The following is a 21,793-nucleotide window of genomic DNA, read 5'->3' as shown; positions in this document are numbered from 1 at the left end:
GCGGGAGGTGATCGCGCCCGGTGGTCGGCAGCGGCAGGCGTCAACGCAGGCGCTGGCTGATGACCTTTGACACCCCGTCACCCTGCATGGAGACGCCGTACAGCGCGTCGGCGACCTCCATCGTGCGCTTCTGGTGGGTGATCACGATCAGCTGCGAGGCCTCCTGCAGCTCCTGCATGATGCGGATCAGCCGCTGGAGGTTGGTGTCGTCGAGGGCGGCCTCGACCTCGTCCATGACGTAGAACGGGCTCGGGCGGGCCTTGAAGATCGACACCAGCATCGCGACGGCGGTGAGTGAACGCTCACCACCCGAGAGCAGCGACAGCCGCTTGACCTTCTTGCCGGGCGGACGCGCCTCGACATCGACACCCGTGGTGAGCATGTTGTCGGGATCGGTCAGGATCAGCCGTCCCTCGCCACCGGGGAACAGCCGGCTGAAGACGCCCTCGAACTGCCGGGCCGTGTCCCGGTAGGCCTCGGTGAAGACCTGCTCGACGCGTTCGTCGACCTCCTTGACGACCTGGAGCAGGTCGGCGCGGGTCTTCTTCAGGTCTTCCAGCTGCTCGCTGAGGAACTTGTGCCGTTCCTCCAGTGCCGCGAACTCCTCCAGGGCGAGCGGGTTGACCTTGCCGAGCTGCTGGTAGGCGCGCTCGGCGGCCTTGAGCCGCTTCTCCTGTTCGCCCCGGACGAAGGGCTTGGGCTGGTTGCGGGGATGCTCGGGGTCCTCGGGGAGCTGCTCGCCCTCGGCGGCCAGGGAGGGCGGTACGAGCTGGTGGGGGCCGTATTCGGAGACGAGCCCGGCGGGCTCCACGCCCAGCTCCTCCAGCGCCTTGGTCTCCAGCTGCTCGATCCGCATCCGCTTCTCGGCGCCGAGGACCTCGCCGCGGTGGACGGAGTCGGTCAGCTTGTCGAGCTCGGCCTTGAGCTCGCGGCCCTCGTTACGGGCGACGGTGAGTTCCTGCTCGCGACGGGCCTTGGCGGCCTCGGCGGCGGTGCGCTCCTCGTCGGCGCGGGCGAGGGAGACCTCGACGTGCGCGAGGAGCTGCCGGGCACCGGAGGCGACGGCTTCCGCGACGGCCGCCTCGTGGCGCAGCCGGGCCCGCCGCTGCTCGGCACGCGCGCGTGCCTCGCGTTCGGCGCGGGCGGCACGGTCGAGGGAGTCGGCACGCCCGGCGAGTCCCTTGACGCGCTCCTCGTGGGTACGGACCTGGAGCCGGGCCTCCATCTCGGTCTGCCGGGCGTTGGCACCGTCGGCGGCGAGACGGTCCCGCACCGATGTGTCGGGCTCCTCCTCGACCGGCATCTCCTCGGCTACGGCGAGCCGCTCGGCCAGCTCCTCGGCCTCCTGGAGGGCCTTGTCCAGCGAGTCCTGCGCCCGCGCGGCGGCGGCGACGGACCGCTCGGCCTCGCCGGCGGCACCGCGCGCCTGCCCGGCGAGCCGCCCGAGCTGCTGCGCGACGGCCGACTTCTCCCGGTCGGCCGCCCTGCGCCGCTCCCCCAGCTCCTCGACCAGCCCGGCGCACTCCTTGCGCCGCTCGACCGCCGCATGCTGCGCCTCGGCCAGCTCCTCGCACCGCACGGCCAGCTCTTCCAGCTCGGCAGCGGCCTCGTCCACGGAGGCCTGCACTTCGAGGAGGCTGGGCGCCCCGGCGGACCCCCCGTGCGCGAAGTGCGCCCCGAGCAGGTCACCTTCGGCGGTTACGGCGGTGAGGTGGGGGTGGGTGTGGACGAGGTCTTCGGCGTCCTCGAGCGTGCCGACGACGACGATGCCGTGCAGGAGGCGTCGTACCGCCGGCATGAGGTCGGAAGGGCCGCGGACCAGATCTGCCGCGTGTCGCTGCGTGGCGTCCGCCGGTTCGTCGTGGCTGGTCTCGCCTCGCGGCGGAGCCGCGGATTGATACAGCCCCGCGCCCCTTTGGGGCGCCTCCGGTGACCCGGCGAGCAGGAGGGAGGCCCTTCCGCCGTCCTGCTTGCGCAGCATGCGGATCGCGTCCGCCGCCGCCGAAGCCGACGTCACCGCCAGCGCGTCCGCCGCCGCACCGAAGGCCGCCGCAAGCGGTACCTCGTAGCCCGGTGTCACCGTGAGCAGTTCCGCTGCGGGGCCCAGCAGTCCCGTGAGGCGGTCCTGCGCGCCGAGCAGGGCGCCGGTGCCGTCCTTGCGGCGCAGTCCCAGGGCGAGCGCCTCGTGGCGGGCCTGCGTCGCCGCGCGGCCGCGTTCCGCCGCGGTGGCCGCCTCGCGGGCTGCCGTGAGCGCGGCCTCGGCCTCGGCGAGCTGCTGCTTGGCGGCCTCGTGCTGCTCGGCGAGTTCCGCGTCGCCGGCGTCCAGGCCGTCGACCTCGGCCTGCAGCGCCTCGTACTCCTCCTGGGCGGCGAAGGCCCGCTCCTGGGCCTCGTCCCGTGCGGCGGCCAGGCGGTCGATCTCGGCCTGGGCGGAGGCTGCTCGTGAACGGGCCGCGTTGACCTGCCCGTTCAGCCGGGCGAGGCCCTCGCGGCGGTCGGCGATGGCGCGGGCGACGTCCTTCAGGCGCCGCTCTTCCTGCGTGAGTTCGCGCTCCAGCTCGGCGCGGTGCGCGACCGTGTCCTCCAGGGCCCGCTCGGCCGCCTCCAGGGCCGCTTCGAGCTCGGCCTCCTGCTCGCGGATCCGGGCGGCCTCGCGCTCCATGTCCTCGGGGTCACGGCCCCGCCGTTCCTCCGGCGGCGCGGAGGTCGCGCTCTTCACGCGTGCGTCGGCCAGCGAGATCGTGCCGCGCACCCGCTCGGCGAGCTGGGACAGCTCGTACCAGGTCTGCTGGGCCCGCTGGAGGCGCGGCGTGAGCTGCCGTACCTCGTCCTCCAGGAGGCCTTCGCGCTGGAGTGCCTTCTTCAGCTCCTGCTCGGCGGCCTCCTTGCGCTCCTTCAGCGCGGCCTCGTCGGCGACCTCGGTCTGGAGCGCCTGACGGAGCCGTACGAGATCGTCGGCGAGGAGGCGGAGTCGGGCGTCGCGCAGATCCGCCTGGATGACGGCGGCCCGGCGTGCGACCGCCGCCTGGCGGCCCAGGGGCTTGAGCTGTCGGCGCAGCTCGTCCGTCAGGTCCTGCACGCGCGCGAGGTTGGCCTGCATCGCGTCCAGCTTGCGCAGCGCCTTCTCCTTGCGCTTGCGGTGCTTGAGGACGCCGGCCGCCTCTTCGATGAAGGCGCGGCGGCCCATGGGGTCGGCGTGCAGGACGGAGTCGAGCTGGCCCTGGCCGACGATGACGTGCATCTCACGGCCGATGCCGGAGTCGGAGAGCAGTTCCTGGATGTCGAGGAGGCGACATGTGTCGCCGTTGATCTGGTACTCGCTGCCGCCGTTGCGGAACATGATCCGCGTGATGGTGACCTCGGCGTACTCGATGGGCAGTGCGCCGTCCGAGTTGTCGATGGTCAGCGAAACCTCGGCTCGGCCAAGTGGCGGACGGCCGGTCGTGCCGGCGAAGATGACGTCCTCCATCTTGCCGCCGCGCAGCGACTTGGCGCCCTGCTCACCCATGACCCAGCTGAGCGCGTCCACCACGTTGGACTTGCCCGAGCCGTTCGGTCCGACGACGCACGTGATGCCCGGCTCGAACCGGAGCGTGGTCGCCGAGGCGAACGACTTGAACCCGCGGAGGGTCAGGGCCTTGAGGTGCACGCCGCTGGACTCTACCGTCCGCCTGTATCTCGCTCCATGAACCCGCGGTTTCACCGTTGAACGTGCAGGGCACACCAGACGTTAAAGAGGGTGAAAGGATGCGCGGGGCAGTAAGCGGGGGCAAGAAAGAAGGGACGCCGAAGCGTCCCTTGCAACTTCTGGCGACTGGCTGGCCAGTCGCCTGACTACTACCTAGCGGTTGGATACGAGCCGCCCAAACCACTGCCTGTGCTGTCGTGGAGCAATGCAGTGATCAGGTGAGCGCAGGCTCCGCCTGGTGTGCGTCGATGCTCTCCATGATCCTGTCGTGAGAAGCGGCAGCCGTCAGCGCGTCGTTCTCCGCCTGGATCCGTCCGAGCTCGGATTCCAGGTCCTGGACACGCTGCTGGAGCCGTCGCATCTCGGCGAGGAGTCGAGGGTCGGAGCCGCCGACGTAACCGAGAAGCGCCTTTGCCATGATGGATGGTCCTCCACAATGAGTGACCGACCGAAGCGGTGTGGGTCGTGAGGGATTCGCACCCGCGGTTGCTTGGCAGGACTGTGGTTGTGCTGCCGTTCAGCCACGCCAAACAGCTAAGGTGCGCGGGGCTTTCAGCGTCTCACCAAAAAGTTTGACGGTCAACACGATCACGCCCCGTATTGGCGGGCAAACCCGGGGGCACACGGCCTTGAGACGGCTGCGCGGCGACTCCTGCGGGCCCTTCGGGGCGTGGCGATCATCCTTAAGTGCGGAGCCTGCCACCGCGAGCCGTTCTTGGCAACCACCTGCTCATTTCTGCTCGGGGCAGTTGCCCGTGGCAGGTCCCTCCGCTTGCGCCAGGGCGGCTTTACAGAACCGGCTCAACGGATGGCGAAGCCGTCGTAACCCCCGCGAGGTGTGTCCCAGATCTCGGTGACACCGTCCACCTGCCCGGGCGTGTCGTCGCCCCGGAGCCAGTCGAGGAGTCCTTCACAACCCTTGCGCGGACCCTCAGCGACCACTTGGACCCGGCCGTCGGCCAAATTGAGAGCAAAACCACTCAGGCCGCCGATCTCGAGAGCCTTGGCCCGCGTGAACCAGCGAAAACCCACACCTTGGACGCGTCCACGCACCCAGGCGACCAGCCGTACATCCTCGCTCATGACTGCAACCTAACGGGCCAATGTCTCTCCGGACACTTCCTCCCCTGCCGCCATGCGGTACCGTCCCCACCCAATGAATCTCATATGAAACTCACACGATCGAGTGAGTTCTGTGAGGACGTTGAGACCGCAGGGACCAGGAAGGCCAGGACATGGGACGCCACCGACGCTCCGCCGCCGGACGCGCCGCCACGGGCCGCGCCACGGGGGTCACACATTCGGACGGCTCTTACACGGAGGGCCACGACCCGCTCAACTCGTATGACGGCGAGCGGCCCACTATGGGCATCGCGCCCTATCTGAACCCTGAGGCGTACGCCGAGGCCTACGCGAAGAGTGACGCCTACCTCTTCGCCGAGGACGACGACTACGACCGGATCACCAACACCGCGACCTTCCCGAGCGACGCCGGCTCCATGAGCGGCTCCGCCTCCGGCATGGACACCGCGGTCTTTCGCAGCGACGGCTTCACTCCCAGCTCCGGCTCCCGTCGCCCCGGGAGCGGCGCGCACCGCCGCCGCAAGAAGAAGGCGACGGCGCCGGTGAAGACCGGTCTGCTCGGCGTCTCCGCGGCGGTCGCCCTGGGCACGGTCGCGGTCGCCACCGGTGTGGTGCCCGGCATCGACAACTACCGGCTCGGCGGCGGCAACGGCGCCGACAAGGTGCAGGCCGCCGACACCCCGACCAACTCCCCCAACGAGCAGGGCGGCACGTCCGGCAGCGCCGACAGCCACGACAACGGCTCCTCGACGAGCCGCGACAACGAACGGCCCACCTCGCCGGTCCCGTCGACGTCGTCGGCCGCACCGACGAAGACCCCGTCGCAGAAGCCCTCGGCCACGCCCAGCCAGAAGCCGAAGGAGACCCCTTCCCGTACGGCCACGAAGACGCCGGAGAAGGAGCCTGAGAAGAAGCCCGAGAAGGAGCGGACCAGCGCTCCGGTGGCGGTGTCCGCGCAGGCAGCCGCCGCGGCCGAGGTGCTGAAGCTCGTCAACGAGGAGCGCGCTCAGGTCGGCTGCAGCGCGGTCGCCGCCAACAGCTCGCTCACGGAGCTGGCCCAGGACTTCAGCAAGGACATGGCCCAGCGGGGCTTCTTCGACCACACCGACCCCGACGGCGCGTCCCCGTGGGACCGGGCCGCGAAGGCCGGCATCACCGACCTCGGCGGCGAGAACATAGCCCGCGGCCAGTCCGACGCGGCCGCGGTGATGGAAGCCTGGATGAACAGCCCCGGCCACAAGGCCAACATCCTGAACTGCGACTTCAAGACCCTCGGCGTGGGCGTGCAGCTCGGCGCCGGCGGTCCCTGGTGGACGCAGGACTTCGGGTACTGAGACACCGCTGACACGAAGCCGGGGCCCGAAGGGGGCGGAGCGCGTTCAGGCGCCACGGCCCCGGGCTTCGGCCGTCAGTCCTCGGCAAGCCCCAAGGGGCGCATGGCCGACCTGTAGTCGCCGGTGGTGACGAGCTCGTCGATGACGAGGACCATGGCGGGGATGCCCGGGTCCCGGACGATCAGGTCGTCCCAGCCGAAGAAGTACCGGCCCCCGAGGTACTCGCCGGTGCCCTTCCAGCGCTCCATCAGGCGGCGCGCCTCGTCGAGGGTGAAGACAGTTCCGGACCAGCGCTGCCCATCGGTGAACGTCACCCACACGTCAACGCTGCAGACCTCGTCGAGATCCTCCCCCGCGTCGGGCACGAAGCAGATCTCGTATCCGTCCCTGCGCACCCGGTAGAACGGGCCGTCCCACACAGTTCCCCCCAAGGCGCCGTCCCCCGCAGCCGGCTCGGTCGGCAGGCTACAGCGGGGACGGCGCCTCGCGCGCGTCCAATACAGCGTCCCTCAGACGGCCACGCGGCCCCGCGCGAGCACCTTCGCCGTGTCCGCCACCCGGCGCCCCAGGTGCTCGGCCGTCGCCACGTCGGCCTTGTGGACGGCCTCCGGCCCCTGGTCGGCGTTGGTCTGGGCGGCGGCGCCCGTGAAGACGCCGAGGCGGTTGAGGTCGTTCTCGGAGCCGGCGCTGCTGTTCCAGCCGGGGAGCAGGCCGAGGTTGATCCAGTGCATGCCGAGCTGGGCGGCAAGGATCTGGAAGAACTGCAGGGTGTGCAGCTTGTCGCCGCTCTTGGAGGCGGAGTTGGTGAAGCCGGCGGCCAGCTTGTCCGTCCAGGTCTGCTCGGCCCAGCGCTTGGAGGTGGCCTCGGCGAAGACGTGGAAGGCGCCGGATGCGGTGCCCATGTAGGTCGGTGAACCGAACACGATCGCGTCCGAGGCGTCGAGGGTCGCCCACTGCTCCTCGGTGATCTCGTCCACCTTGATCAGGTGCACCACGGCACCGGCCTCGACGGCACCGGAACGGACGGCTTCGGCGATGACGGCGGTGTGGCCGTAGCCGGAGTGGTAGGCGATGGAGACGACGGGGGTGGTCACTTGGGCACTCCTGAACGTAGGCAGCCCAGCGAGAAGCAGCTCACTGGTGATAACCAAAGGAAAGCACTAACTTCTAGTTAGTGCAACCTGCCGGTTAGCGCTGCGTTCGAGTACGCTTCAGATATGGACACCACGCAGGAGCGCACGGAGGCGCAGGACCTCCCGTACAACGTGTTCGCCAAGGCCTGCCCCTCGCGCGGCACGCTGGAGCACGTCACGGGTCGCTGGGGCGGGCTCACGCTCGGCGCCCTGTACGAGGGCTCGCTGCGCTTCAACGAGCTGCGCCGCCGGGTCGACGGCGTCAGCGAGAAGATGCTGTCCCAGACGCTGCACGCCCTGGAGCGGGACGGATTGGTGCACCGCGATGCCCAGCCGACGAACCCGCCGCGGGTCGACTACGAACTGACGCCCCTCGGGCGCGGTGTGGCGGAGCGGCTGCTGAACCTCATCCACTTCGTGGAGGGGCAGATGGACGACGTCCTCGAAGCACGTCTGCGCTACGACGAGACGCGCGGCGCCCTCTGACACTTCGGGCAGAAGTAGCTGGACCGGTTCATCCAGGCCCGCCTGCGCATCGGCGTACCGCACCTCTTGCAGGGCAGCCCTTCACGGCCGTACGCGTCGAGCGACCGGTCGAAGTAGCCCGACTCGCCGTTGACATTGACGTACAGGCTGTCGAAGCTCGTGCCGCCGACGGCGAGGGCGGCGTTCATGACGTCCCTTACGTGGCCCAGGAGTTCGAGGCTGCGCGGGCGCGTGAAGGCCGCGGTCGGGCGGTCGTAGTGGAGGCGGGCGCGCCAAAGGGCCTCGTCCGCGTAGATGTTGCCGACACCGCTGATCAACGACTGGTCGAGCAGGGCCCGTTTGATGGTCGAACGCTTGCGGCGCAGGGCCTGATGGAAGGCCTCGTCGTCGAAGAGCGGGTCGAGGGGGTCGCGGGCGATGTGCGCGATGACGTCGGGCAGCCCGTCGGGGGTGTTGTCGTGCAACGACAGGCCGCCGAAGGTGCGTTGGTCGACGAAGCGCAGTTCGGTGGCGAGGGCGTCCGCGAACCGCACCCGGATCCTGAGGTGCTTCTCGTCGGGCGCGGTGCTCGGCTGCACCAGCAGCTGACCGCTCATGCCGAGGTGGGCCAGGATCGACTGGTGCGTGTCCTCCAGGGGCAGCCACAGGTACTTGCCGCGGCGGCTGGGTGTGCCGATGCGGTGGCCCTTGAGGCGGTGCGCGAAGTCGTCGCCGCCCGCGATGTGCCGGCGTACGGCACGCGGGTGCAGCACCTCGGCATCGGCCACCGTACGGTGGGCGACCCACCGCTCCAGGCCACGTCGTACGACCTCGACCTCGGGCAACTCGGGCATGGGGATCCCCCGTAACACCTGCGCGGCCCGGCAGGGCCGCTCAATGGACCGAGCGCCCGCCCCACGGCGGGGTACGGGCGCTCGGATCGCGCTGTTCGGTCAGGCGGAGGCCGACGACGCATCGGCGCCGGGCTCGGCGGCATCGGCCGCCGACTTGCGGGCGCGCTCCTCCGCGGCGGCCTTGATGGCCCGCCACGCGGATTCCGCGGCCTGCTGCTCCGCCTCCTTCTTGCTGCGGCCGGTGCCGGTGCCGTACGAGACGCCTCCGACGCGGGCGGCAGCAGTGAAGGTCTTCTCGTGGTCGGGGCCGGTCTCCGTGACCAGGTACTCGGGCACGCCGAGCCCCTCGGTCGCGGTGAGCTCCTGGAGACTGGTCTTCCAGTCCAGGCCGGCTCCGAGGTTCGAGGACTTCTCGATCAGGGGGTCGAACAGGCGGTGCACCAGCTCCGCCGCCGAGTCCAGGCCCTGGTCGAGATAGACCGCGCCGATCACCGCTTCCAGGGTGTCGGCAAGGATGGACGCCTTGTCCCGGCCGCCCGTGCCCTCTTCACCGCGGCCGAGCCGGATGAAGGAACCCAGGTCGAGCCCGCGGCTGACCTCCGCCAGCGCACGAGAGTTGACCACCGCGGCCCGCAGCTTGGCCAGTTGGCCTTCGGGCAGGTCGGGGTGGGTGCGGTACAGCGTGTCCGTGACAACGAGGCCGAGGACGGAGTCCCCGAGGAACTCCAGGCGCTCGTTGGTGGGCAGGCCGCCGTTCTCGTACGCGTACGAACGGTGGGTCAGCGCACGCACCAGAAGGGCGGACTCGAGCTTGTACCCGAGCCGCCCTTCCAACAGCGTGTGGGACGAGGCCTGGTTGTCCGCCTTTTTACGGGCGTGTGGGTCCGCCTGGGCGTCTTCCGCCTTCTTGGCAGTGGACACAGTGCCTCTCACCAGCCGCTCAGACCTCGAGGACCTGGCGCTTGTTGTAGGTGCCGCAAGACGGGCACGCAATGTGCTGCTGCTTGGGCTCGTGGCAGCGCTCGCACGCAACCAGGGGGGTGACCGCAGCCTTCCACTGCGACCGGCGGTGGCGCGTGTTGCTGCGCGACATCTTCCGCTTCGGAACAGCCACGGCTACTTCTCCTGCTTCTCGTCGACGCCCGCTTCGGCGCCGCTCATCTCGTCCTTCTCGCCGTCCGTCATGGTCTCGGCGAGTCCCTGCAGTGCCGCCCAACGGATGTCGACGGCGTCATGGTGGTGGTCCGGGTCGTCCGCGAGACGTGCTCCGCACTGGGCGCACAGTCCAGGGCAGTCGTCCTGGCACACCGGCTGCATCGGCAGTGCGAGCACCACCGCATCACGCAGCACTGGTTCGAGGTCGAACAAGCCGTCCTCGAGAAAGAGCCTGTCCTCGTCGTCCTCGGCGTCGTCGCCGGGTTCCGTGCTGTGACGGCCCCGGTCGTCGGCGTCAGGGTACGAGAACATCTCCTGGAATTCCGCTTCGACGTCGAGCTGAAGCGGCTCCAGACACCTTACGCACTCCCCCTCGGCCTGTGCACGGCCGGTGCCTGTGACAAGCACCCCTTCCATGACCGACTCGAGTCGGAGTTCGAGCTCCATCGGGGCGCCTTCCGGCACTCCGATGACGCCCTGGATACCGAGATCCTTGGGGGCGTCGACCGTGCGGGTCAGGCGCTGGAGCGCACCGGGCCGCCGACCCAGCTCGTGCGTGTCGAACACGAGAGGGTTGCGGTGGTCGAGGCGGGCTGTCACGCCATTCCTGCTTTCGATCTGCTGAGCTCAGGGGGTTACTGCCCTTGAATGATCCCGGGCAGCGTTGATCGCGGACGTACACGCGACCGAAGAGCCAGGATACTGGACCTTTCGCTCATGGCCCAATCCGGTGGCTGCTTACTGGCCGCGCCCCTGCTCGTAGGCCCGCAACTGCTCCGCGCTGATCATGCTCGTGTCGAAGAGACTGGTCTCGTCGAGGGCGTAGCCCTGGCCGTCCTGTGCGGCCTGCTGCGGGACCTGATGCTGGGCGTGCTGGGCCTGGTGCGGGTCGTAGACAGCCTGCTGAGGGTCGTAGCCCTGGTAGGCGTAGGGATCGGCCTGCTGGTAGCCGTAAGGATCCTGCTGGCCCGCGTACTGCTGCTGATAGCCGGCGTACGGGTCCGCGGTCTGCTGCTGATAGCCGTACGCGGGCTGCGCTGCCTGCTGGTCGTACTGCTGCTGGGCCGGTACGGCGGCCGGCTGCTCGGTGGGCGCCGCCGGAGCCGCCGAGGCGTCCTGCTCCGCGAGCGCGGCCAGGTCGGCCAGGTAGTCGGCGTCGCTGGAGTGCTGGACGGTGCTGGTGTCGTCGGAGAGGGCGCCGAGGTCGTCGCTGGCGATACGGCCGTGCAGCTTCTGCCGGCCGCGGCCGACCGCCTCCAGGGTCTTGGCCAGCACTGCCTCGAAGGCGCCGAGCTTGACGTCGACGTAGTCGTCGGCGTTGCGGCGCAGGGTCTCCGGGTCGTGGCTGCGCTCGGGGGCGTCCTCGTCCTCGTAGCCGTGCTCGTCGGTGCCGGGTCCGGTGCCGAGGAGCTTCTCGCGGCCCCGGCCGACGGAGCCGAGGGTCTTGGTGAGGACGACCTCGAAGTTGGCGAGCTTGGAGTCGACGTAGTCGTCGGCCTCCGCGCGGATGTCCTCGGCCTCCTTGCGCGCCTCGGCGAGGATGCGGTCGGCCTCCGCCTGGGAGCGGCGGGCGACCTCGGTGTCGGAGATCAGCGAACCGCGCTCGGCGTGCGCGCCCTGGATGATCCGGTCGGCCTCCTGGCGGGCCTGCTCGACCATCTGCTCACGGCCCCCGATCAGCTCCTGAGCCTGGGCGAGGGAGCCGGGCAGGGCCGCACGGAGCTCTTCCAGCATCGAGAGCAGATCGGCGCGGTTGACCACGCACGAGGCCGACATGGGCATCGACCGGGCACCTGAGACCGAGGCGACGATCTCGTCGAGCTTCTTCTGCACGTCCACCGTGTGCTCGCCACTCTCTACAGCTGTGATGGAGACGGACGGGACGACTGTAGCCCCATCAGTCCTTGCGCAGGCGCTTGTTGAGGGCCTCCAGAACCACCGGCGGCACGAGGTGGGAGACGTCGCCGCCCCAGGTCGCCACCTCCTTGACCAGCGAGGAGGACAGGAAGCTGTAGGTGGGGTTGGTCGGGACGAAGAGCGTCTCCACGCCCGACAGGCCGATGTTCATCTGGGCCATCTGCAGCTCGTAGTCGAAGTCACTGACGGCACGCAGGCCCTTGACGATGGCCGGGATGTCGCGCTGCTTGCAGAAGTCGACGAGCAGGCCGTGGAAGGCCTCCACGCGGACGTTGCCGTACTCGGCCGTGACCTGGCGGATCAGGTCGAGCCGCTCGTCCACCTCGAGCAGGCCCTTCTTGGCCTTGTTGATCATGACGGCGACGTAGACCTCGTCATACAGCCTGGAGGCGCGGGAAATGATGTCGAGGTGTCCGTTGGTGATCGGGTCGAACGACCCGGGACATACGGCTCGGCGCACTTGTGATCCCTCGCTCTCGGGTCCGGTCATCGTGCGTCTTCGCACGTGGAGGCGGCGCGACCGTACCAAAACGTTCCCTCGCCGTAACGGCGGGCCCGGATCCCTTCAAAACCGTCCGGCCACCGGAACTCTCCGCCTCTGGTGCTGCGCTCCACGGTGACGAGCGCTTCGGCCGCGAGCCAGCCCCCCGAGCGGAGTGTGAGGAGAATCTCCCGAAGATCGTCGTCCGAGACGGCGTACGGGGGGTCGAGGAAGACGAGGTCGTACGGCTCGGTCGGCGCCGGGGTCTGGATGATCTGTTCGGCTTTGCCCGACCTGACCTCGGCGCCGGGGAGTCCGAGGCTCTTCACGTTCTCGCGGACGACCCTGGCGGCTCGGGCGTCGGCCTCGACCAGGAGGGTGTGGCCGGCGCCGCGGGAGAGTGCCTCCAGGCCGACGGCGCCCGAACCGGCGTAGAGGTCGAGGACGCGTTCGCCTCCCAGGGGGCCGCCGAGGAGGGACTGCCACGTGGAGAAGAGACCTTCGCGTGCGCGGTCGGAGGTCGGGCGGGTACCGGTCCCTGGCGGGACGGCCAGGCGACGTCCGCCGGCCGTGCCGGCGATCACGCGGGTCATCTTGGGTCCTTGTTCGGGGGTGGTTACGGGTTCAGTGTGGCAGCAGGTCCGTCGTGGTTGCTCGCGCCCGCCCGGCGGAGCCGCATGTCGACGCAGCCCCGCGCCCCTTCCGGGGCGACGCCGCTCACCCCTTTTCCAGGAACTGCTCCCTTTCGTCGTCCAGAAGGGCGTCCAGGGCCGTCCGCAGGCCGGGAAGTCCCGTCAGCTCCGGATCGGCAGCAACCAGCGTCGCCGCTTCCTCCCGCGCCTCCGCGATGATCTCCTCGTCCTCGATGACGGCCAGGACTCGCAGCGAGGAACGTGCCCCGGACTGGGCCTGGCCCAGGACGTCACCCTCGCGGCGCTGTTCGAGGTCGATGCGGGAGAGTTCGAAGCCGTCCAGGGTGGCGGCGACCGCGCCCAGGCGCTGGCGGGCCGGGCTGGCCTCCGGCATCTCCGTGACCAGGAGGCAGAGGCCAGGAGCGGAGCCTCGGCCGACCCGGCCGCGCAGCTGGTGGAGCTGGGAGACGCCGAAGCGGTCGGCGTCCATGATCACCATCGCGGTGGCGTTGGGGACGTTCACGCCGACCTCGATGACCGTCGTCGCGACCAGGACGTCGGTCTCGCCGGCGGCGAACCGGCGCATCACCGCGTCCTTGTCGTCAGGGTGCATACGGCCGTGCAGGACCTCGACCGCGAGGCCCTGGAGAGGCCCCTTGGCAAGCTGGTCCGCCACGTCCAGGACGGCGAGCGGCGGGCGCTTCTCCGCCTCGTCCTCCGGGGACTTCTTCTTGCCGGCTTTCTTCGGGTCGTCCTCCTCGTCCCCGATGCGGGGGCAGACGACGTACGCCTGATGGCCGTTGCCCACCTCCTCGCGCACGCGTTCCCAGGCGCGGGCCAGGAAGTGGGGCTTGTCGGCGGCCGGGACGACATGGCTGGCGATCGGTGAGCGGCCGGCCGGGAGCTGGTCGAGGACCGAGGTCTCCAGGTCGCCGAAGACGGTCATGGCGACCGTGCGCGGGATGGGCGTGGCCGTCATGACCAGGAGGTGGGGAGGCTGCTTGCCCTTGCCGCGCAGGGCGTCGCGCTGCTCCACGCCGAACCGGTGCTGTTCGTCCACGACGACCAGGCCGAGGTCGTGGAACTGCACCTTGTCCTCGATCAGCGCGTGTGTGCCGATCACGATCCCGGCCTCGCCGGTGACGAGATCGAGCAGCGCCTGGCGGCGGGCGGCGGCGCCCATGGACCCGGTCAGCACGACCACCTTCGTGGCCTGCTCCGCCCCGCCCAGCATCCCGCCCTCGGCGAGCTCGCCCATCATCTCGACGATCGACCGGTGATGCTGCTGGGCGAGCACTTCGGTGGGCGCGAGCATGGCGGCCTGCCCGCCCGCGTCGACGACGGCGAGCATGGCGCGCAGCGCCACCATCGTCTTGCCACTGCCCACCTCTCCCTGGAGCAACCGGTGCATCGGGTGTTCGGTGGCCAGGTCGTCGAAGATCTCCCTCGACACCTTCTGCTGGCCCTGCGTGAGGGTGAAGGGGAGCCGGTCGTCGAAGGCACTCAGGAGGCCGTCGGGCTTGGGTTTGCGGGCGACCGCCGGGAGTTGGGCGTCGGCGTGGCGGCGGCGGGCCAGGGCCACCTGGAGGACGAAGGCCTCGTCCCACTTGAGGCGGGAGCGGGCATCCTCGATGTCCGCCTTGGTGTGGGGGCGGTGGATCTTGAGGAGGGCCTCGGGGAGGGGAACCAGGCCGCGGCCCTCGCGCAGAGCGGCCGGGACGGGGTCGACCGCCTCCTGGGCGCTGGGCAGGACCGTCTGGATGGCCTTGCCGATCTTCCAGGACTCCAGCTTGGCGGTGGCGGGGTAGATCGGGATGAGGGCGCCGGCCCATGTCTCGACCGTTTCCTCCGAGTCGCCGCGCAGCAACTCGTACGCCGGGTGCGCCAGTTGGAGGCGGCGGTTGAAGACGGAGACCTTGCCCGCGAACATCGCACGGGTGCCCGGCAGGAGCTCCTTGTGGGGCTTGTGAACGCCGTTGCCGAAGAAGACCAGTTGGAGCCGGCCGCTGCCGTCGGTGATCGTGACTTCAAGGCGCTGGCCCTTGCCGCGCGGGGCCTTGCTGGAGGCGAAGGTGTGCAGGCGCGCGTCGGCGACCATGGCGACCACCGTGACGTGCTCGTCCATGGGGAGGTCGGCGAGGTGGGTGAGCTGGCCACGCTCCTCGTATCTGCGCGGGTAGTGGTGCAGCAGATCGCCGACGGTGTGCAGGCCGAGGTGCTCGGCCATCACCTTCGCGGTGGGAGGGCCGAGCACCTTCTTCAGTGGTTCTTCCAGTGCGGGCACGAGATCCATTCCACACCACGGCACTGACAATGCCGTAGAGGTCAGGGCGGCGGTGCGGGTAAACGTCCCGGAAACCCCTGGTCAGACGGCTCGTTTCGGCCCTAGGATGGCGCGCTCCGGCCATCCTTTCGCGGTCACCGCCTCACCGGGACCGCCCGACCCCGCGCCGTCGCGAAGTCCCCCCACCGGCGCAGCGACGATGGACTCCCAGACCTCACAGTCATCCCAGGCTCCCCAGCCGTCCCAGTCACCTCATACGTTCCAGGTCGACCTGCGCGGTCTGGTGGACCTGCTCTCCCACCATCTCTACTCCAGCCCGAAGGTCTACCTTCGGGAGCTGCTGCAGAACGCGGTCGACGCCATCACCGCCAGACGCGCCGAAGAGCCGGACGCGCCCGCCAAGGTCCGGCTGTACGCCGAGTCGGGCACCCTGCGGGTCGAGGACTCCGGGGTCGGACTGACCGAGGCGGACGTGCACAACCTCCTCGCCACCATCGGCCGTAGCTCCAAGCGGGCCGAGGGGCTTCAGGAGGCCCGGTCCGACTTCCTCGGCCAGTTCGGCATCGGTCTGCTGGCCTGTTTCGTGGTCGCCGAGCGCATCCGGGTGGTCAGCCGCAGCGCTCGTACGCCGGACGCGGCCCCCGTGGAGTGGACGGCGACGGACGACGGTTCGTACACCGTGCGGACGCTGCCGGACGACGCCCGCGCCGAACCGGGAACCACCGTGCACCTGGTGGCGCGGGCCGGGGCCGGGGAGTGGCTTGCGCAGGACCGGGTTCTCGCGCTGGCGCGGGACTTCGGCTCGCTGCTGCCGTACGACGTCCGGGTCGGCGACGAGGCGGTCACCGACCTGCCCGCGCCCTGGGACCGGCCGTACCCCTCCCCCGCCAACCGCAGGGTGGCCCTGGCCCGGCACTGTCACGACCTGTTCGGCTTCACACCGCTGGACTCGATCGAACTGGACGTGCCGCTCGCGGGGGTCCGCGGCGTCGCGTACGTCCTTCCGTCGGCGGTCAGCCCCGCCCAGCGGGCCGGTCACCGCGTCCACCTCAAGGGCATGCTGCTGACCGAGCGCGCCGAACAGCTGCTGCCCGACTGGGCGTTCTTCGTGCGCTGTGTCCTGGACACCGACAGCCTGCGGCCGACGGCCTCACGCGAGTCGCTGTACGAGGACGAGACGCTGGCGGGCGTACGGGAAGCACTCGGCGAAAGGATTCGGTCCTGGCTGACGGGGCTGGCGGCCGGCGATCCGGAACGGCTGGCGGCGTTCTTGTCCGTGCACCATCTGGGCGTGAAGTCGCTCGCGCGGCACGACAAGGAGATGCTGCGCACGATGCTGCCGTGGCTGCCCTTCGAGACGTCCGACGGGCGGCTGTCCCTGGAGGAGTTCGCGCAGCGGCACCCGGTGGTGCACTTCACCCGGACCGTCGAGGAGTACCGGCAGGTCGCGCCGATCGCGTCCGCGCAGGGCGTCGGGGTGATCAACGGCGGTTACACGTACGACAGCGAGCTGGTCGAGGCGCTGCCGTCGGTGCGGCCGGGGACGGTCGTCGCCGAGCTGGACGCGGACACCGTGACCGCCCATCTGGACTCGGTGGACCCGGCCGAGGAGCTGGCCCTTGCCGGCTTCCTGGCGGCCGCGCGGGCGAAGCTCGACCCGCTGGGCTGTGACGTCGTGCTGCGGGCCTTCCATCCGCTCTCCGTGCCCGCGCTGCACCTGGACGACCGGGCGGCCCGGCACGAGCAGGCGCGCGCGGAGGCCGAGGAGCAGGCCGACGACCTGTGGGCGGGCATCCTCGGCTCGCTGCGCGGCAGCGCGCCACGCGCGCGTCTGGTGCTCAACCACCTCAACCCGCTGATCCGGCGGATCAGTTCACTGGGCGATCCGGAGCTGATCGGCACCGCCACCGAGTCCCTCTACGGGCAGGCCCTGCTGATGGCGCAGCGCCCGCTCAGGCCGGCGGACTCGGCGCTGCTGAACCGGGCCTTCATCGGCCTGCTGGAGTGGGCCACGAACGGCGAGGAGGGCCGCCGATGAGCGACATCACGGACTTCGACTCGCTGCGCCGGGCGATGGCGGAGAACTCCGAGGAACCGGAGGGGCCCGCCCGCAACGCGCGCGCGGAGCAGCTGCTCGCCGAGGCCGAGAAGCTGGGCATCCCGCTCGCCGTGATCGAGGCGCTCGGACACCAGCTGAAGGTCTACAACTACAGCTCCGAGAAGGACAAGATGTTCGTCCCCTTCGCGCGTCTGCTGCGCATGTGGGACGAGCGGCCCGAGGACTTCGACGAGTACGAGACGCACTCGCTGCACTGGGTCTTCAAGTGGATGTCGTCCGGCATGCTCGACCAGCCGCACATCCCGCTCGCGTCGATCGAGAAGTGGCTCGGCGAGATGGAGCACCGCTACCGGCTCGCCGGGCACTCCGAACGGGCCGTGCGCAGCGCCGAGTTCAGTGTGGCCGCGCATGTCGGTGACATGGCGCGGGCCGAGCGGGCCTACGGTGCCTGGCTGGCGGCCGACCGGGACAGCATGGCCGACTGCCACGCGTGCGAGCTGCACGGGCAGGGCTGGTGGCAGGCCGAGCGGGGCCGGGACACGGAGGCGCTCGAGCTGTGGGCGCCGGTCCTGGAGGGCGAGTTCGCCTGCGCCCACGAGCCGCACACGGTCCTCGCGTCCTCCCTGGCGCCGCTGCTGCGCCTGGGCCGCGTGGACGAGGCCCGCGCCAACCATCTGCGGGGCTTCAGGCTCGTGCGGGCCATGGAGAGCATGCGCGGCGCCTACGCGGACCACGTCGAGTTCTGCGTGCTGACCGGCAACGAGGCGCGCGGCCTGGAGCTGCTCGCGGAGCGGCCGGCGTACTTCACGGACACCGGGCATCCACGCAGCAAGCTGGAGTTCATGGCGGTCGTGGCGCTGCTCATGGACCGCCTGACCGAGCTGGGGCTGGCCGAGCAGCGGGTTCCGGGGCCGGCGGGCCGCGACTGGACCGCCCGTGAACTCGCCGCACACGCGCGTGCGCAGGCCCTCGCGCTGGCGGCGGGCTTCGACGAGCGCAACGGCACGGAGCACGTCAGCGAGCGGGCACGCGCGCGTATGGCGCAGCGGCCACTGGTGGAGCGGCTGCCGCTGGGGGTGCGTACGGCTGCCCGGCCGCAGGCGGTGGCGTTGCCCGCACCGGCTGCGGCCGCCGCACCCGGCGGCTCCGAGGGCACCGGCGCGCAGGCCGACCTGCCCGCGCTGCTCGCCGAGGCACGGCGGCTGTCGGACACCCTTCAGCCCAACGCCATCGAGGCCTGGGCGGCCGTCTCCCGCGCCGCTGACGGCGTCGAGCTGCACCCCCTCGACCGCGCGGAGATCGCCGACCACCGGGCGATGGACCTGGGCCCCGAGGGCATCCCCCTCTTCGAGGAGGCCGCCGAGCTGTATGCGGCGGCGGGCGATCCAGGCGAGGCGCTGGCGGCCCGCGCGCGTGGAGCGTATGTAAGCGCTCTCACCGGCGAGGTGCCGCAGGCCCTCACGGCGATCGCCGACCTGTACGACCGGGTTCTCGCGCTGTACGCCGAGGACGGCACTGGCGTACGTCAGACGGCGGCCGTGCTGATGAGCCGGGCGCGGATTCTGATGCGGCGGGTGCACGAGGCGGAGGGCGCGGTGCAGGAGCGCGTCGTGCCCGACGCCGAGGCTGCCGCCCGCGAGGTGCTCGCGCTCGTCGAGGGGCAGACCGGGGACGACGTACGGCTGACCTCGCGGGTCGCGGAGGCCCGGGCGATGCTCGCGGAGCTGGCCGCGCTGGCCGGGGACGTGGAGGGGGCAGCGGAGCTGTTCGCGCGGGCCTCGGCGGAGTTCGTCGGGGCCGGGCTGCCATGGTTCGCGGTGGAGTATGAGGCCCGGCTGGCCGGGCTCGCGCACCATCTCGGCGACACCGCGGAGGCCGAGCGGGCGCTGCGGGCGGCCCTGGAGCACGGCGGGCCGCACCTGGAGGCGACGGGGCGGGCCCAGCTGCACCTCCAGCTGGCCGAGGTGCTCGGCGGCCGGGGGCTGTCCGAGGAGGCCGCCGAGCACGCTCTTCAGGCGGCGCACTGGGCCGACGAGGCGGGCGAGAGCCGGACGCTGGGCGCCTGGGCGCGGCAGCAGTTGGGCGGGTTCCTGCTGCGTCAGGGACGGTTCGCCGAGGCCGCCGAGGTGCTGGAGTCGGCGCTGCCCGACCTGAGCGCCGAGACGCACGGCGACGGCGCGGTCGTCCAGACGCAGTGGTGGCTCGGCGACTGCCTGAGCGAGCTCGGCGAGCACCGCGAGGCGGCCGAACGCCGATTGCAGGCGGCCGAGATCGCCCGGCACTGGCCCGAGCAGCACGACCACGCCACCCTGGCCCACCTCGCCGCGGAGTCTCTCGGCCACGCGGGCCGGCACACCGAGGCGGACCAGGCGTACGCCCGAGCGGGCGCGCTGTGGCGCACCCTCGGCAATGTGCACGGCCTGATCCGCTCCCTGCGTGCCCGCGCGTGGCTGGCGCTGCGGGTGGAGGACGCGGAGGGCAGGTCGGACACGGCGTCCGCGTTGATGGCGAGCGCGGTCGAGGAGTGCAGGGCGGCGCTGGAGGCGGTCGACGACGACGCGGCGCGCGAACGCCTGGTCGCCGAACTCGGCCACACCCACCGGCAGTTCGGTGACCTGCTCGCCCGCTCGGCCGCGGAGGACGCCGAGGACGAGTCGATCCGGACCGCGCTGGAGGAGGCCCTGGCCCAAGTGACGCGGGCCGTCGCGGTGTTCGCCTCCCTCGGCGGGGAGGCCCTGCACAGCCGCACCGGCGCCGAACTCGCCGCGGGCTGGCTGGAGGCCGACCTGAGCCGCCCGGCCGAGGCCGCGGCACGCGCGCGTGCGGTGCTGGTGGCGTACGACGGCCACGACGAGGACGACGAGGCGGCGCAGGAGCGGCGGGCGGAGGCCGCCCAGATGCTCCACGTGGTGCAGGAGCAGGCAGACGCGGAGCAGGGCAGGGCGTAGCTCCCGGCCGGAACCGGGGCCTTTCGGCGTGGCGCTACTCCACGCCGATGAGCAGCAGCGCCCCCTGCCGCCCGCCCCGGTAGACCACGGTGTCGACGGCGAGATACGACTCGCGCACGCGTGCTTCGAGGTGCTCGGCGATCGTCTCGGGCGCCTCGTCGCCGAGGACGAGGGTGACGAGTTCACCGCCGGCCGAGAGCATGCGGTCGAGGACGGTCTCGGCGGTGGCCGTGACGTCCGTCCCGATCACGGCCACGTCCCCGTCGATGAGGCCGAGGACGTCGCCGGCCTGGCAGATGCCGGCCATGGTCCAGGACTGGCGCTCGGCGACGGCGACCTCGGCGTAGCGGGTCGCGCCGGCCGCCGAGGTCATCGACACGACGTCCTCGTCGAAGCGGCGGTCCGGCTCGTGCACGGCGAGTGCCGCGATGCCCTGCACTGCGGAGCGGGTGGGGATCAGTGCCACGCGGATGCCCTCGGTGCGGGCCTGCTCGGCCGCCGCGGCCGCGGTGTGGCGCAGTTCGGCGTCATTGGGCAGCAGCACGACCTCACGCGCGTGGGCCCGCCGTACGGCCTGCACGAGCTCCCCGCTCGCGGGCGGTTCCCCCGGGCGCGCGAGGACGGTGGTCGCGCCGGCCTCGCTGTACAGCCCGGCCAGGCCCTCGCCGGGCACGACGGCGACGACGGCGCGCTGGGCCCGCTCCCGGGGCGGCCGTTCGGCACCCGTGGTGTGCACGTCCCCGGCACCGAAGTGGGTGATCCGGATCCGGTACGGCCGCCCGGCCTCGACGCCGGCCTCCACGGCGGCCCCGGCGTCGTCGACGTGCACGTGCACGTTCCACAGCCCGTCACCGCCGACGATCACGAGCGAGTCCCCGAGGGCGTCGAGCCGCCCCCGCAGCCGCGCCACGGCCGCGTCCTCGGCCTCCAGCAGGTAGATCACCTCGAACGCGGGCGCGCCCGCCGCGACGGCGTCGGTGCAGTCCTCGGCGCCGGCGTGAGGGGTCCCGTCATCGGGTGGACCGCCCTGCACACGCGCGTGCGTCCCGGCGACCTGGTGGGCCACCGGGGCCGCGGCCTCCCCCGTGAACGTCTCCACCAGCGCGCCCAGCACCGCCAGGAGTCCCCGTCCGCCGGCGTCGACGACCCCCGCACGCTCCAGCACCGCCAGTTGCCCGGGCGTCTCGGCCAGCGCCACGCGCGCGCCTTCGTAAGCCGCCCGCGCGACGGCCCCGCAGTCGTCGTGCGCGGCCCCGCCTGCCGCGTCGGCGGCTGCCGAGGCGACCGTGAGGACGGTTCCCTCGACGGGGTGGGCCACAGCCTGCCGGGCGGAGTCCGCGGCCTGCCGCAGGGCGAGCCGGAGGCCGGAGCCATCGGTGTGAGCCGTCTCACCTTCGGCGGCGAGCACCTGAGCCATGCCGCGCAGCAGCTGGGCGAGGATCGTCCCGGAGTTCCCGCGGGCGCCGATCAGGGCCCCGTGCGCCATCGCGCGGGCGGCGTCCGCGAGGGTGGGCTTGCCCACGTCGTACGCGGCGAACACGGCCTCCACCGCTGCGACCGCCGACTCCACCGTCAGGTACAGGTTCGTCCCGGTGTCCCCGTCGGCCACGGGGTAGACGTTGATCGCGTCGATCTCCTCGCGCGCCCGACCGAGTGACTCCAGCGCGAGGCCGCACCAGGTGCGCACCGCGAGAGCATCGAAGAATGTCTGCGGCACCTGCGCCACCTGCGCCTCCTTGAGCTGCCGGCCGTGGCACGCA

At 71.3% G+C, this 21,793-nt stretch carries 18 protein-coding genes; 4 read left to right on the top strand and 14 right to left on the bottom strand.

Annotation, left to right across the window (positions count from 1 at the left end):
• Positions 1–40: 40 nt before the first annotated feature.
• From smc to ACFY5C_RS19450, 3 genes are all read right to left on the bottom strand, one after another.
• A complete protein-coding gene (smc, locus tag ACFY5C_RS19460; RefSeq protein ID WP_389445744.1) occupies positions 41–3,649 on the bottom strand; it encodes a chromosome segregation protein SMC in 3,609 nt (1,202 codons plus the stop codon).
• Between the two features lie 253 nt (positions 3,650–3,902).
• The gene (locus ACFY5C_RS19455) at positions 3,903–4,106 is read right to left on the bottom strand and encodes a hypothetical protein (protein WP_030048901.1); all 204 of its coding nucleotides are present in this window, start codon (positions 4,104–4,106) and stop codon (positions 3,903–3,905) included.
• A 383-nt stretch (positions 4,107–4,489) separates the two neighbouring features.
• Positions 4,490–4,771 carry an acylphosphatase gene (locus ACFY5C_RS19450; RefSeq protein ID WP_389445741.1) on the bottom strand — a complete coding sequence of 94 codons (282 nt, stop codon included), beginning with the start codon at positions 4,769–4,771 and terminating at the stop codon, positions 4,490–4,492.
• 152 nt (positions 4,772–4,923) lie between these two features.
• Here ACFY5C_RS19450 and ACFY5C_RS19445 point away from each other — a divergent pair, with 152 nt between their 5' ends.
• Complete coding sequence (locus ACFY5C_RS19445) at positions 4,924–6,105, top strand: CAP domain-containing protein (protein ID WP_389445738.1); 1,182 nt, start codon at positions 4,924–4,926, stop codon at positions 6,103–6,105.
• A gap of 74 nt (positions 6,106–6,179) precedes the next feature.
• On the opposite strand, the gene ACFY5C_RS19440 is transcribed toward ACFY5C_RS19445, so the two are convergent.
• Both ACFY5C_RS19440 and ACFY5C_RS19435 read right to left on the bottom strand, forming a co-directional pair.
• Positions 6,180–6,536 carry a hypothetical protein gene (locus ACFY5C_RS19440; protein WP_389445735.1) on the bottom strand — a complete coding sequence of 119 codons (357 nt, stop codon included), beginning with the start codon at positions 6,534–6,536 and terminating at the stop codon, positions 6,180–6,182.
• Positions 6,537–6,614: 78 nt separating this feature from the next.
• Positions 6,615–7,199: a flavodoxin family protein gene (locus ACFY5C_RS19435; RefSeq protein WP_389445733.1), complete on the bottom strand. Its 585-nt coding sequence runs from the start codon at positions 7,197–7,199 to the stop codon at positions 6,615–6,617.
• A gap of 123 nt (positions 7,200–7,322) precedes the next feature.
• Between ACFY5C_RS19435 and ACFY5C_RS19430 the strand changes: the two genes are divergently transcribed.
• On the top strand, positions 7,323–7,724 hold the full coding sequence (locus ACFY5C_RS19430; protein WP_389445730.1) for a winged helix-turn-helix transcriptional regulator: 402 nt from the start codon (positions 7,323–7,325) through the stop codon (positions 7,722–7,724).
• Here the strand turns inward: ACFY5C_RS19430 and mutM are convergent.
• The 8 genes from mutM to recG all read right to left on the bottom strand — a co-directional run bounded on the left by mutM (position 7,697) and on the right by recG (position 15,035).
• Positions 7,697–8,557, bottom strand: coding sequence for a bifunctional DNA-formamidopyrimidine glycosylase/DNA-(apurinic or apyrimidinic site) lyase (gene mutM / locus ACFY5C_RS19425; RefSeq protein ID WP_389445728.1), 861 nt, complete (start codon positions 8,555–8,557; stop codon positions 7,697–7,699). The genes ACFY5C_RS19430 and mutM overlap by 28 nt on opposite strands.
• Positions 8,558–8,656: 99 nt before the next feature.
• Entirely contained in the window at positions 8,657–9,490 is an 834-nt protein-coding gene (rnc, locus tag ACFY5C_RS19420) for a ribonuclease III (protein WP_389445726.1), read from the bottom strand.
• A 7-nt stretch (positions 9,491–9,497) separates the two neighbouring features.
• Entirely contained in the window at positions 9,498–9,671 is a 174-nt protein-coding gene (rpmF, locus tag ACFY5C_RS19415; RefSeq protein ID WP_015657589.1) for a 50S ribosomal protein L32, read from the bottom strand.
• Positions 9,672–9,673: 2 nt separating this feature from the next.
• On the bottom strand, positions 9,674–10,312 hold the full coding sequence (locus tag ACFY5C_RS19410) for a YceD family protein (protein ID WP_389445723.1): 639 nt from the start codon (positions 10,310–10,312) through the stop codon (positions 9,674–9,676).
• Between the two features lie 138 nt (positions 10,313–10,450).
• Positions 10,451–11,551: an ATP synthase F0 subunit B gene (locus ACFY5C_RS19405; RefSeq protein ID WP_389445721.1), complete on the bottom strand. Its 1,101-nt coding sequence runs from the start codon at positions 11,549–11,551 to the stop codon at positions 10,451–10,453.
• A 58-nt stretch (positions 11,552–11,609) separates the two neighbouring features.
• A complete protein-coding gene (gene coaD, locus ACFY5C_RS19400) occupies positions 11,610–12,089 on the bottom strand; it encodes a pantetheine-phosphate adenylyltransferase (RefSeq protein ID WP_328422970.1) in 480 nt (159 codons plus the stop codon).
• Positions 12,090–12,115: 26 nt separating this feature from the next.
• Positions 12,116–12,703, bottom strand: coding sequence for a 16S rRNA (guanine(966)-N(2))-methyltransferase RsmD (gene rsmD, locus ACFY5C_RS19395; RefSeq protein WP_389445719.1), 588 nt, complete (start codon positions 12,701–12,703; stop codon positions 12,116–12,118).
• Positions 12,704–12,827: 124 nt separating this feature from the next.
• Positions 12,828–15,035: an ATP-dependent DNA helicase RecG gene (recG, locus tag ACFY5C_RS19390; RefSeq protein ID WP_389445716.1), complete on the bottom strand. Its 2,208-nt coding sequence runs from the start codon at positions 15,033–15,035 to the stop codon at positions 12,828–12,830.
• A gap of 190 nt (positions 15,036–15,225) precedes the next feature.
• Between recG and ACFY5C_RS19385 the strand changes: the two genes are divergently transcribed.
• Positions 15,226–17,064: an HSP90 family protein gene (locus ACFY5C_RS19385; protein ID WP_389445714.1), complete on the top strand. Its 1,839-nt coding sequence runs from the start codon at positions 15,226–15,228 to the stop codon at positions 17,062–17,064.
• On the top strand, positions 17,061–20,033 hold the full coding sequence (locus ACFY5C_RS19380) for a tetratricopeptide repeat protein (protein WP_389445711.1): 2,973 nt from the start codon (positions 17,061–17,063) through the stop codon (positions 20,031–20,033). The genes ACFY5C_RS19385 and ACFY5C_RS19380 overlap by 4 nt, the downstream gene beginning before the upstream one ends.
• 34 nt (positions 20,034–20,067) lie before the next feature.
• Here the strand turns inward: ACFY5C_RS19380 and ACFY5C_RS19375 are convergent, their stop codons facing one another.
• Positions 20,068–21,759, bottom strand: coding sequence for a DAK2 domain-containing protein (locus tag ACFY5C_RS19375; protein WP_389445708.1), 1,692 nt, complete (start codon positions 21,757–21,759; stop codon positions 20,068–20,070).
• Positions 21,760–21,793 lie beyond the last annotated feature (34 nt).

It is taken from the genome of Streptomyces sp. NPDC012935, assembly GCF_042900345.1.
Lineage (GTDB): Bacteria > Actinomycetota > Actinomycetes > Streptomycetales > Streptomycetaceae > Streptomyces.
Note: the sequence above shows the minus strand (reverse complement) of the source record. Positions and strands in the feature narration are given on the sequence as shown.